Genomic DNA, 12,569 nt, shown 5'->3' on the forward strand with positions numbered 1-12,569 from the left:
ATCACTGAAATATGAAGAAGATTATTTTAAATACATTACTTACAACCCTTTTATTAGGAAGTGTAGGATGTCAAGAAACTCTTGATGAAACATCTACGGATATAAAGTTTCATAACTCTGCCTATATGTCATTAGAAAAAGCAACAATGAATGTAGACAGAAAATTAGGAGGAACTGTTGAAATAGAACCTCGTTTAGCTTTGGTAGCAAAAAAAGACGAGAAAATAACTGTAAGCATTGATGATTTTTTAAAGCAATATAATCAAGAAAATACAACTAACTTTAAGATGCTTCCTGCCTCAGAAGTGGAGTTATATGAGGTAGAGAATCCTAAAAATTTTTCAAAAAACGGATCTCTTACCATAACTATCAAGGAAGGAAAAATCTCTTCTAAAGTTGGAGTTAAAATAGGTGTTTTAAATCCTAAAACATATTCATTAGGAGTGAAATATGCGATTCCACTAAATATTGTTTCAACTTCGGTAAAGCAAGTTCTGTCTAACAATAAAACTTTGGTTGCGTTGCAACGTCCTGTAATTACTTCAGTAGCTCATATAAAGGAAGGACATGCACCTAAAATAAAATTTGATCCTAAAATACCTGAATCTGAAGAGTTTACACTCCAAGCCTTTTTATGTTTGACTTTTTTAGAGCCTATCAAGGTAGTATTTATAACATGTCTATGTTGAGTTACAATTGGTATAGCCGTATCAATCCAACAGATGTTAACTTGGCAGACAAAGTTAGAGAATTTGCAACTGACGGATTAGAGATTAAAACTAAAAGATGGTATCAGGTTACTTATGTGAAAACCAAAGATCATAGAGTTAAAATATATCTTGATGGTAAGCACGTGCGTACATTTATAATGCCAAATGTTAAACTAAAAGGAGACACCACTATGAGCGTTTTCAATCCTCAGATGTCTTATTCTGTCTCTCATATTTTAAGAGAGGTACGTGTTTGGAGTAAAGCTTTAACAGAAGCCCAAATTAATGCTGATTTGTATAATCCTATAGATCCCGATTCCGATGGTTTGGTTGCTTATTTGCCTATTGATTTTGAAAATAAATATAATGATGTTACTAAATATGAAAATGTTGTAGAGCTACATAAAGCTACGAGGAATTCTCCTTTTGGAGTTCAAGATGGAGAATCTTATCATAAAATTGTAAAACCAGAAGAATACGGTATTGATGAATGGCATCATAATGTAATTTTTCCTTCTGAAACCTTGCAAAAAGTTGAACCATAATAATTTATACAAATGAAAAATAATATTAAATTAATTATATTAGCTTCCCTTGGTATGCTGTTTTCTTGTCAAAAGGACAATATTGAAGTTGTTAAAAATTTGGATAAATCTTGGGAGGTAGATTCTAAAATTAAGGATGCAGATATTCGTAATCGCTTAGGTTATGATCCTCGTTTTAATTATGCTTTAATTGAAACTACTGAATTAAATTTCCCAATGTTGTCTTTGGGGGGGTTACCTATTTCTGGTGAAAATAAGCAGGAAATTGAAGTTAAGATTCTTAAACCTTTGGAAAAGGATTTAAATGTAACTCTCCAATATGATTCTGAATTATTCGAATCAATCAAAAAAGATTATTTAGGTTATGATTTAGGTACAGAGGATCTTATTCCATTTACTGAAAAAACAAAAGTAATTTCAAAAGGAGAAACATCTGTAAAGTTTGTTGTTTCCGTAGCAAATAATCCAACTTTTAAGGGCAAATTAGTTGTCCCTTTTTCTTTAAAGACAAGTGATGATTCTGTAAAATTATTAGATACTAAAGAAAGATTGATCTTTAAAGTGTACAATGAGGAAATATCTTTCACATATCCTACAAGGGTTGCGAAAAACCTAATATTAGGGAATGATATGTATTCAACCGATATACAAATACCTTTATCAATATCAAGAGTTTTAGCAGATCAATTGACGTTGTCTTTACAAAGGTCAGACCTAAATGTGCCCAATATGGCACCTGAAAGTGTAGAGGGAACATTACCAAAGGATGTTGATTTTAGTCTAAAAGATGAAATAAAATTTAATTGGAAACTAAATACAATAAATTTGACAGAGGGGCAAAATTATCAGATTCCTCTTCAGGTAGTGGCTAAAATAGGAGATAAAAGCTATACACTACCAGACAATATATTGGTTGTACTGAATACAGACTTTTCAGAAGATAATAATTTATATTTAGGACAAAAGCCTATAGGTTCTCCTATAATTAAATCAGGTATGAGATTAACTACATTAAAACCTATTTGGAGTCCATTAAGTTTTATTGATAATAATTATAGAAGCAATAATTATGGAGTTATATCTTCCGAAAATCAAATTAAAATAGATTTTGGAGGTACTAAAAATATTCAGTCTATAAATATAGCAAGAAGATTTAAAAAACTAGACTACAGACGATATTTTACTTCTATTGATGTCTATGTAATAAACGAATTTGATCAAGAAGTTAAATTAGCAACAATGAAGACTTCCGACAATGGAGATGTTGCTATAAATCTTAATGTAGCTATTAAAGCAAAAGCTTTAATATTTAAAAATATTAAAGATGATTCTTCAATATCATATTATTATTATGGAATAACAGAGATTGATATTTATGAATAAAATGCTAATGTTTTTTACAAGTATAAAATTTATTAGTAGTTAATTATATATTTTATCGATAAAGTTTTATCCATCATATAAAATATTATAAAAATTTGTGTCGTCCTGAAAAAGTGACACAGGATTTAACAGATAAAATTACAAATCAAGTGGTACAGTTTTACCAACTGTATCACTTTTTCTTTTATGGCATTGGACAATCCTAAAATCCCAAACGCCACCACTGTCAATAGGAAATGATTTTAAAAGCATATTAAGTTAAATTTTTGAAATGTTTTGTTTTTGAAAACAAGTGTTTTTAACCCTGTAGGAGTATTTAGATATAGAAAGTATGAACACAAAAAACAGACAACGAACTAAGTTAGCTTTAGCTGAACTTGAAAAAGAAATGGAAGTTCTTACTACAGGAGAAGCGAGTACTTGTAAATGGGGGATAGGACAATACGATAAAGATTGTTTTTGGAGGTGTGTAGCTTACTTTAAGTTAGAAGGGACTATAACAGAGGCTATGGCAGAGCCTTTTTTATGTGGTGTAAAGGTTGGTCAGGTTCCACATCCCGATGAGCAACATTTTAAACAGCAGGAGTCCATCGTAAGGTTTTTGACCCGAGGCGGAAGCCCTTTTTTGATAGTATTTGTCGATGATAACGGAAATGGGTTTCCAATCGATAATGGTATCGACCTGTGCGTAAGAAGAGCCTTTTCGGGTGCGTCTTTCTACATCGTAAGCAGCAAAGGACATACCGAATAGGGTTTTGGTGGGTTTCATAAAGTAGATATACGAAATAATTAATTAATAATCAAGTAATTAACAAGTTGTTTTAGAAAAATTTGCCTTACAAAGGTCTCAAAATGTAGGTTCTTGATTTTGTTTAAAACAAAACGAACCTTTTGGATTATATTTACCAAAGCATAAGAATTGTAAATACATCAATATTGTGTTTTTTACGTCAAGACTTTTATCGTTTTAAAAACTCAAAAAGCACATAATTTACTGCATATAAAAAAGGTAAGGTAGCGGCAATGCCTATTGCGCAAAGCAGTGTACCTGAAAGAGTAAAAACTATACCAACGATTAAAGATACAAAAACCAAAAATAAATAAGGAGATACACTTTTGATGCTACTTTTAATTGCAGAAAATAAAGGTTTATCTTGCAATATAATATACGGAATAGTTAATGTAAAAAATACTGAAAGCAACACTTGAAACCAAAAGCTAAACATTTGAAGATTTATAACCATCAGTAGTAAAGAAATACTTAGTTTTATTGCCCAAAGTAGTACAACATATCCTATAATTCTTGCTGTATATTCCGAATTATAATGGTTAAAAACTTCTCTTGCATTTAAAAGTGTGTTTTCTTTGAATTTTTCAAAAACATTGTAAAAACCCGCAGACATAGGAGCTATTAAACAGCTTATGAGCAACACAAATAAGTTAGAGGCAATCAAAAAACGTTTTGAGTTCACAAGCAATGTTAAATTTTCAATGTCGTTTTGGCTCACCATAGCAATAAACTTTTCCAGAGGCATTCCTAAAATGGAAGGCAAAAGCCAAGAGTACAGCCCAAAGCATACTACAAAAAGTAACAAAGCAACAGGCGTAGTTACTAAGAGTGTTTGCCTATAAATATGAAATGCCATACGTACTACATTGGGCATAGAAAGGGTGGGGCGAGGTTTGTTTTCTGAAGAAATGTCGTTCATAAAAATTATTTTGCTGGGGCTAATTTACGGATTTTAATTTTGAAAGCAGCAAAAAGTAAAGTCATAAACGGACTAATCAAATTAAAAAAAGCATAAGGCAGATAAGTAAGTGTAGGGACTCCTAACACGCCACTGTTGTACGCTGCACAAGTGTTCCAAGGAACTAGTACAGAGGTTACCGTTCCAGAATCTTCAAGGGTACGACTCAAGTTTTCAGGAGCTAATCCTTTCTTTTCATAAGTTTTGGCGAACATTTTCCCAGGTACTACTACCGATAAATATTGGTCAGATGTGGTAATATTTATCATCAGGCAACTGGCAACGGTACTGGCAAAGAGTGCAAATACCGAATCAAATAATTCCAAAAGCCAACGTGTGATGCGTTTTAACGCGCCAATGGCTTCCATAACTCCGCCAAAAACCATAGCACAGATAATGAGCCAAACGGTGTTGAGCATTCCACTCATTCCTTTGGAAGTAAACAAATCGGAAAGTTGTTCATTATTAGTTTCGATAGCTATGGGTGAGGTAATGGCATCCATAACTCCACGATAAGCCACTTTAAAATCAAGTACAGCACTTCCAGTGATACTTTTTACGATTTCGGGCTGAAAGATAACAGCAAAAATTCCCCCTAGCAAAGTTCCTGTCATTAAAGCTGCCAAAGGGTCTATTTTACGTAATACCAAAATCAAGATAAAAGCAGGAACTACAAATAACCAAAGAGAGATATTGAATTTACTGGATATAGCAAGTGCTATGGCTGAAGTATCGGGCAAATCAGATGATGAAAAACTAAAGCCAAGGAGTAAGAAAATGACCAAAGTAATGATAAAAGTAGGTACAGTGGTTAGGGTCATATATCGGATGTGTGAAAAAAGATCAGTACCTGCCATTGCTGCCGCCAAATTGGTTGTATCGCTCATTGGAGACATTTTATCGCCAAAATATCCGCCCGAGATGATTGCCCCAGCGGTCATTCCCATTGGTATGCCCAATGCCTGACCAATACCCATTAAGGCGATACCGATGGTGGCAGAGGTAGTCCAGCTACTGCCCGTAGCCACTGAAATTACAGCACAGATAACCACACAAGCAAACAGAAAAATCGTTGGGTTTAGAATCATCAATCCGTAATAAATCATTGCCGGAATAATGCCACTAACCAGCCACGTACCTGATAAGGCACCTACCATAAGTAAAATTAAAATCGCCCCTCCGGTAGATTTAATATTTAGAAAAACCTGTTCCATCATTTCTTTAAATGAAACCTTAACCCACAACCCCACCAAAGCTGCTATGGTAGCCCCCAGAAGCAAAACAAACTGATTGGAACCTCCTAAAACGTTGTCTTCTGCCCCATTGTACGCAACTAAAACATTATATGCTAACATTACAATCAAAGCCGTAATCGGGATTAAAGCCTGAAACAAGTTAATTTCTTTTTTCATCGTATTTTTTAAATATATTATTTGTCAAAGGCGCAAATGTAAATAAAAAATGACTTTTATCCGTGCTCATATTGTCCAATTGCTATTTTTGTCACAAAATTTCATTTGAATAAACCATAATGTAAATAAATCATAGAAAATGTTGTGATATTGAGGTGCTAAATTATGGTTAAAAAAAAGAATAAAAATTTGGATATATCTGTTTTTTTATTAAATTGCGTCTGAAAAATGACTTAATAAAGTCTTTTTATCGTAAAAATCATTTATTTTATGGATTTTGTTTTTTAATAAAATTTTGAAAGTAATGTTTCTTTAAGAAAAGATAGCTTTCAGTCACACATCATTAAAAGTATTTTTATGGAAACAAAAACGAACACTCGGAAAAATTGGGAACGCCTTTTGTTGGCACCTCGTGGTTGGTACTGGATACAGCTTTATAAGTTTAAGACTAATCCCAAATTCGCAGGGCTTAATTGGTTTTTAGGATGGTTCTTTATGCCCTTCATTCTCGTTCGGAAAGATTTGTTTTCAGAGGAAACGTGGATATACAAACTTTCCTTGTTTTCAATGGCTTTTCTGATTTGGTTTATCATACGCGTAACGGTTTATGACCGATTGGAAAAACGCTCAAGAGCCTATTACGAAGCCTATCTTGAAGAAAACAAAATACAGACAAATCTACCTTAAATTTCACAAATTCAAATTATCCGAAGTTATTAACACTTCGGATTTTTGTTTCTATATTATATATCCGATTTGCTATTAGCCAACCCTTATTTGCTAATTGCTATAAGTTATTTTTATTACCTTTGCTACACGTGTAGGCGTGTTTCCCCAAGATGTAGGAACGTTTCCTACACGTGTAGGAGTATTTCCTCAAGATGTAGGAGCGTTTCCTACACGTGTAGGAGTATTTCCCCAAGATGTAGGAGTGTTTCCTCAAGATGTAGGAACGTTTCCTACACGTGTAGGAGTATTTCCCCAAGATGTAGGAACATTCCCTACAAGTATGGGAGTGTTTTATTGATATATCTAAAAGGAAACTAAAAAAGCAATTCTCTTTTCTGTGCTTTATTCAGCTAAATCGTCAACTTCTACTTTTAGGTTATTGATGATAAACTCTTGTCTGTCAGGCGTATTTTTTCCCATATAGAATTCTAAAAGTTGCTCAACACTCATATTTTTATCCATCATCACAGGGTCGAGCCGAATGTCTTCCCCAATAAAATGTTTAAACTCTTCGGGAGAAATTTCACCAAGTCCTTTAAATCGGGTAATTTCGGGCTTTCCTTTTAGTTTTTCAATGGCTTGTTGTTTTTCTTCTTCGGAATAACAATAGATGGTTTCTTTTTTATTACGCACCCTAAAGAGAGGGGTTTGAAGGATATACAAATGTCCCTCTTTGATGAGCTCTGGGAAGAATTGCAAAAAGAAAGTAATGAGCAGTAGGCGAATGTGCATACCATCAACATCGGCATCGGTGGCAATAACGATGTTGTTGTAACGCAAATCCTCCATTGATTCTTCAATGTTTAGTGCCGCTTGTAAAAGGTTGAATTCTTCATTTTCATAGACAATTTTTTTGGTCATTCCGTAGGTGTTCAATGGCTTTCCTTTTAAGCTAAAAACGGCTTGGGTGTTCACATTTCGTGATTTGGTAATTGAGCCCGAAGCCGAATCTCCCTCGGTAATAAATAGAGTACTTTCCAAACTGCGTTCGTCTTTCGAATTGGTCAAATGGATACGACAATCGCGCAGTTTACGGTTGTGTAAACTTGCTTTTTTTGCCCGATCACGAGCCAGTTTACGAATGCCAGAAAGCTCTTTGCGCTCTCGCTCCGCTTGATTTATTTTTTGTTGGATAGCCTCGGCAATTTCAGGATTTTTATGTAAGAAATTATCCAGATGTTTGCTCACAAAATCAACGATATAGGTGCGTACCGAGGGCATTCCTTCTCCCATTTCGGTTGAGCCCAATTTGGTTTTGGTTTGACTTTCGAAAACGGGCTCCATTACTTTAATGGAAATCGCTGCAACTACCGATTTGCGAATATCAGAAGCATCGTATTGTTTGTTATAAAACTCACGGAAAGTTTTGACCATAGCCTCGCGAAAAGCCGCTAAATGCGTACCACCTTGTGTGGTATTTTGCCCATTTACAAAGGAGTAATACTCCTCACTATATTGGGTGCGACTGTGAGTGATGGCAACTTCAATATCTTCGCCCCTCAGGTGAATAATGGGATAGAGAAAATCCTCTTCATTGTTATTGTCGTTAAGTAGGTCTTTTAGTCCGTTTTCCGAATAGAATTTTTCTCCGTTATAGGCTATGGTAAGTCCTGGATTTAGGTACACGTAGTTTTTGAGCATACGCTCCACATATTCATTTCGGAATTTATAGTTTTTGAAAATGGTGGCATCGGGTACGAAAATAACACTGGTTCCTTTGCGTTTGGTTGTTGCCTCTACGGGTAGTTCGTTGGTGAGTACTCCTTTTTCAAAGGTAGCTGATTTTGATTGATTATCACGAACCGATTCTACTTTAAAATAAGTAGAAAGGGCATTTACGGCTTTGGTACCCACCCCGTTGAGTCCTACCGATTTTTTAAAGGCTCGGGAGTCATACTTTCCGCCAGTGTTCATTTTGGAGACCACATCTACTACTTTCCCAAGCGGAATTCCACGCCCATAATCGCGTACCTCAACCTGATTTTCATTGATTTTTACTTCGATGGTTTTTCCTGCTCCCATAACAAACTCATCGATACTGTTATCCAATACTTCTTTTAGGAGGATGTAAATACCATCATCGGCAGAAGAGCCATCGCCTAACTTCCCGATGTACATTCCAGGGCGCATACGAATATGTTCTCGCCAGTCTAACGATTTGATATTGTCTTCCGTATATTGGGTATTGTCAAACATAAAAAATTATTTTTATAGGATTATGCAGTATGGTAATTTGGGAGCTAAGATAACATTTTTTTAGAAATAATTCAGTACATTATAAGGCATTCAAAATAAGATTTACCTATGAGTTGAATAAGATTTGTTTTTAATTTTTAAAAATATATTTTTGCTTAAAACATTCAAGAAGATAAATAGAAAAGCAATGTCTATTTCTGAATTGATTTTAATCATTATTTTAGGTATGCAGGATATTGTAGTGAATAAGTTTGTTACTTATAATGAAGATTACTTATTTTAAAAGAATTTTATAACAAGAAATTATGCGAAAATCTGTGGAAAAATCTGTAGAAATTCTAAAAAAAGGGGGAGTTATTCTTTATCCTACCGATACCGTTTGGGGCATCGGTTGTGATGCTACCAATTACGATGCGGTTAGTCGTATTTTTCAAGTCAAACAACGTAGTGAAAGTAAGAGTTTAATCATTTTGGTCAATTCGGAGGCTATGTTGAAACATTATGTCGCCGAAATTCCTACACAAATTTTGGAATTTTTACAAAGGGCAGAAAGTCCCACAACTGTGATTTATCAAAACCCTAAAAACCTTGCCAGTAATGTAATAGCACAAGACAATAGCGTGGCTATAAGAATCGTAAAAGATGATTTTTGTCAAAGATTGATAGCCGAATTTGGTAAACCCATTGTCTCTACTTCGGCAAATATCAGTGGCGAGTCTACTCCTGCCCATTTTGGGCAAATTGACCCTCGTATTGTCAATCAAATGGATTTTGTGGTGAAGTATCGACAAGACGATAGACAAGTTGCCTCACCTTCACGATTGATACGTTTTAGCTCGGAAGGAAAAGTTGAAATTTTAAGATGATTTTACCACGATTTCTAGCGGTCGTATTTTAATCCGACAGCCAAGTAAGGGGATAGCTTGTTGTTTTTTAAAACGTTGTAATACACCTGAAAAGTTTTGTCTTCAAAGTAAGTGTTTCTTGAAAAAGCCAATCCTGCAGTGGGTTGAACCGCCAAATGTTTTCCAATTTTGATTTCTGGACGTATACCCAAATGCCCAATTTGTGAACCCAAAGCAACTTCTTTTGATTGATAATCTGCCGTGGCTAAAAGAACTTGTACCTCTGATACTAATCCCAATTTAATATTTTTAGAAATTTGTTTACTAAACTCAAAATCAAGGTAATTATAAAAAAACAAGCGTAATGAATATTCCGAATCAATGTTCCAACGTAGCATAAATGCAGGAGAGAACATTGCATAATCATAGGCATTGTTTATCGAAGCCCCGATTCCCCATTCAAAAGCAGAATTTTCTCTACGAATTAACATTCCTCCTCCCAACACAAAAGCATCTTTTGCTGAAAATTTTGAAATATTGGTAGAAAAAGTTCCTCCGCCAAGCATCAGCAAAGCAAACCATTTTTTGTGTATGGGAAGGAACTGACCGAAAGTCAGTGAGATGTTCGAAATTTGAGAAATGGTATGTGGCGCTATTTTTTGCGAATTATTCAAGTTAGTTTGAATTGCCCAAAGCGAAACAAATGAAGTTTTATTTAATTGATTATCTTCATTGTATTTCATTGAAAGCGGAACTCTTATCCATAAATCGAAAGTCTGTAGTGGCTTATTGGGAGCTAAGTTTTCGTCGGAAGCATTTTTTACCGATGAGGAAACAAGATATTCTGTTTTTAGCCGAATTTGTGCTTCAATTTCAATATATTGTAACAGAAAGAAAGCCAAAAAAACAATACACTTTTTTTGCCCAAAAATTCTTTTCATAAGCTCCATTCTTTTAAGAATAACATCCTACTTCTACCCAAAATGTCATTACAACTAAACTCTAAATCCATTTTCTTATTTCTTACGGAAATAGACATCAATAGGAACTCCTTTAAAATCAAAATGTTCGCGGAGCTGATTTTCAATAAATCGGCGATAAGGTTCTTTTACATACTGTGGTAAATTAGCAAAAAATACAAACTGAGGCATTGGGGTAGGCAATTGCGTACAGAATTTGATTTTGATATACTTCCCTTTGATTGCTGGGGGCGGACGATTTTCAATAATGGGCAACATCACCTCATTAAGTTTTGAAGTAGGTATGCGTTTGGAACGATTTTGATACACTTCAACGGCTTGTTCAATAGCCTTGTAGATGCGTTGCTTATTTAGTGCGGAGATGAAAATAATAGGTACATCGGTGAAAGGCTCTATTTCCTTACGGATAATCGCCTCGAAATTTTTTGCGGTGTTGGTTTGTTTTTCAACTAAATCCCACTTGTTGACCAAAATAACAATTCCTTTACGATTGCGTTGTGCTAACCAAAAGATATTGCTATCCTGCCCTTCAAAGCCTCGTGTTGCATCAATCATCAAAATACAAACATCGGCGTGTTCGATGGCTCTAATGGAACGCATTACGGAGTAAAACTCCAAATCTTCCTTTACCTTTGATTTTCTTCGGATTCCTGCCGTATCCACTAAGTTAAATTCAAATCCGAATCGGTTGTATTTGGTGTCAATGGCATCGCGGGTAGTTCCTGCAATATCGGTAACTATGTATCGGTCTTCCCCAATTAAAGCATTGATAAACGATGATTTCCCAGCATTGGGTCGCCCCACTACAGCAAATCGTGGTAAATCTTCATCGTTTTTTGACTCCCTCTCAGGAAGAATTTTTACCAAATCATCAAGTAATTCACCCGTACCGCTTCCGTTAATACTTGAAAGGGTGTACACATTTTCAAATCCGAAGGCATAAAATTCGTGTGAGTTAGCCACACGATTGTTGCTATCTACTTTATTTACAGCTACAAAAACAGGTTTTTTTGATTTTCGGAGCAAATCGGCTACCGTTTCATCCATTCCCGTAATACCATCTTCAACATCAACCATAAATACAATAGCATCTGCCTCATCAATGGCAAGGGAAACTTGTTTATCAATCTCTTTTTCGAAGGAGTCATCACTTCCCACTACGTAGCCTCCAGTATCAATAACTGAAAATTCCACTCCGTTCCAATCGGTTTTTCCGTAATGACGGTCGCGTGTTACACCACTTACGGCGTCAACAATGGCTTCACGGCGTTTGATAAGGCGATTAAAAAAAGTAGATTTTCCTACATTTGGGCGTCCGACGATGGCAACAATGGCACTCATAATTTTGTGTTTTTTTAGCGTAAAAGAAAGTTTAAAGGAAGCTGTAACACCTTTTGATTATATTTTTTTTAGTTGTTGCTGCATCATACGTATTTGCTCGGTCATCATATTTTGTTTGTCGAGCTTTTTGGCTTCGGAGAGCAATTCTTGAGCTTCACGTTTGCGACGTTTTTGCATCATTATTCCTGCTAAACTGAGTTTTGCCATAGCTATATCGTAACTCATAGTAAGCCCCAATTGCAAAGCCTTTCGGAAGTATTTTTCAGCTTGAGTCAGATTGGTTTGTGAGGTTAATATTCCGTATAGATAGTTATAGTATCCTTGCTGTTTACGGATAAGTGCTGTTTGTGGGTCTGCAATTTTATCTAGCCATTTTTTGGTTCCTGCAAAATCTTGCTTTCGTAAACGAAAGAAAGCCAGTAAAATATATTCGTTTCTGAAATATAAAAAAATCGGGATTAATGCCAGAAAAATCAAAGCTATTCCATTACCGATATTTTTCTGTGTGAACTGATATACCGCCAAAGCGATAATCAGTACCGCTACCGCCAATTTTACGTATTTGTTTTGTATGAATTTCATCTGAATATCAAGTTTATTAAATGTTTGTGTGTAAAAATGCAAAACTACAAATAAAATTCCGAAAGAAAAATAATTTTTATCTTTGCCCTATTAGGCAG

General features: G+C 35.0%; 13 protein-coding genes. 7 read left to right on the forward strand and 6 right to left on the reverse strand.

Annotation, left to right across the window (positions count from 1 at the left end):
* Positions 1 to 11: 11 nt before the first annotated feature.
* The 4 genes from CGC47_RS10540 to CGC47_RS10805 all read left to right on the forward strand — a co-directional run bounded on the left by CGC47_RS10540 (position 12) and on the right by CGC47_RS10805 (position 3,389).
* Complete coding sequence (locus CGC47_RS10540) at positions 12 to 689, forward strand: DUF1735 domain-containing protein (protein ID WP_095900327.1); 678 nt, start codon at positions 12 to 14, stop codon at positions 687 to 689.
* Entirely contained in the window at positions 686 to 1,255 is a 570-nt protein-coding gene (locus CGC47_RS10545; protein ID WP_157799876.1) for a LamG-like jellyroll fold domain-containing protein, read from the forward strand. Before CGC47_RS10540 ends, CGC47_RS10545 begins: the two co-directional genes overlap by 4 nt.
* 12 nt (positions 1,256 to 1,267) lie before the next feature.
* Positions 1,268 to 2,638, forward strand: a complete 1,371-nt coding sequence (locus CGC47_RS10550; protein WP_095900328.1) for a hypothetical protein — start codon at positions 1,268 to 1,270, stop codon at positions 2,636 to 2,638.
* A 331-nt stretch (positions 2,639 to 2,969) separates the two neighbouring features.
* A complete protein-coding gene (locus CGC47_RS10805; RefSeq protein ID WP_042000421.1) occupies positions 2,970 to 3,389 on the forward strand; it encodes a hypothetical protein in 420 nt (139 codons plus the stop codon).
* A 208-nt stretch (positions 3,390 to 3,597) separates the two neighbouring features.
* Here CGC47_RS10805 and CGC47_RS10560 read toward each other — a convergent pair whose 3' ends face one another.
* Positions 3,598 to 4,347 (reverse strand): hypothetical protein, encoded by a 750-nt coding sequence (locus CGC47_RS10560; protein ID WP_042000424.1) that lies wholly within the window; start codon positions 4,345 to 4,347, stop codon positions 3,598 to 3,600.
* Positions 4,348 to 4,352: 5 nt separating this feature from the next.
* The gene (gene nhaC, locus CGC47_RS10565; protein WP_013996882.1) at positions 4,353 to 5,798 is read right to left on the reverse strand and encodes a Na+/H+ antiporter NhaC; all 1,446 of its coding nucleotides are present in this window, start codon (positions 5,796 to 5,798) and stop codon (positions 4,353 to 4,355) included.
* Positions 5,799 to 6,155: 357 nt separating this feature from the next.
* Between nhaC and CGC47_RS10570 the strand changes: the two genes are divergently transcribed.
* Both CGC47_RS10570 and CGC47_RS10575 read left to right on the forward strand, forming a co-directional pair.
* Positions 6,156 to 6,485, forward strand: coding sequence for a hypothetical protein (locus tag CGC47_RS10570; protein WP_041985405.1), 330 nt, complete (start codon positions 6,156 to 6,158; stop codon positions 6,483 to 6,485).
* A 139-nt stretch (positions 6,486 to 6,624) separates the two neighbouring features.
* Entirely contained in the window at positions 6,625 to 6,825 is a 201-nt protein-coding gene (locus tag CGC47_RS10575; protein ID WP_042000427.1) for a hypothetical protein, read from the forward strand.
* Positions 6,826 to 6,869: 44 nt separating this feature from the next.
* Here CGC47_RS10575 and CGC47_RS10580 read toward each other — a convergent pair whose 3' ends face one another.
* Positions 6,870 to 8,723, reverse strand: a complete 1,854-nt coding sequence (locus CGC47_RS10580) for a DNA topoisomerase IV subunit B (protein WP_095900330.1) — start codon at positions 8,721 to 8,723, stop codon at positions 6,870 to 6,872.
* A 305-nt stretch (positions 8,724 to 9,028) separates the two neighbouring features.
* Here CGC47_RS10580 and CGC47_RS10585 point away from each other — a divergent pair, with 305 nt between their 5' ends.
* Positions 9,029 to 9,589 carry an L-threonylcarbamoyladenylate synthase gene (locus tag CGC47_RS10585; RefSeq protein WP_042000430.1) on the forward strand — a complete coding sequence of 187 codons (561 nt, stop codon included), beginning with the start codon at positions 9,029 to 9,031 and terminating at the stop codon, positions 9,587 to 9,589.
* 14 nt (positions 9,590 to 9,603) lie between these two features.
* Here the strand turns inward: CGC47_RS10585 and CGC47_RS10590 are convergent, their stop codons facing one another.
* From CGC47_RS10590 to CGC47_RS10600, 3 genes are all read right to left on the reverse strand, one after another.
* Positions 9,604 to 10,509 carry a DUF6268 family outer membrane beta-barrel protein gene (locus CGC47_RS10590; RefSeq protein ID WP_232779665.1) on the reverse strand — a complete coding sequence of 302 codons (906 nt, stop codon included), beginning with the start codon at positions 10,507 to 10,509 and terminating at the stop codon, positions 9,604 to 9,606.
* A gap of 75 nt (positions 10,510 to 10,584) precedes the next feature.
* A complete protein-coding gene (der, locus tag CGC47_RS10595; protein ID WP_095900332.1) occupies positions 10,585 to 11,889 on the reverse strand; it encodes a ribosome biogenesis GTPase Der in 1,305 nt (434 codons plus the stop codon).
* Between the two features lie 57 nt (positions 11,890 to 11,946).
* Positions 11,947 to 12,471, reverse strand: a complete 525-nt coding sequence (locus CGC47_RS10600) for a hypothetical protein (RefSeq protein ID WP_042000489.1) — start codon at positions 12,469 to 12,471, stop codon at positions 11,947 to 11,949.
* Positions 12,472 to 12,569: the final 98 nt, after the last annotated feature.

This window comes from Capnocytophaga canimorsus (genome assembly GCF_002302565.1).
Taxonomy (GTDB): domain Bacteria; phylum Bacteroidota; class Bacteroidia; order Flavobacteriales; family Flavobacteriaceae; genus Capnocytophaga; species Capnocytophaga canimorsus.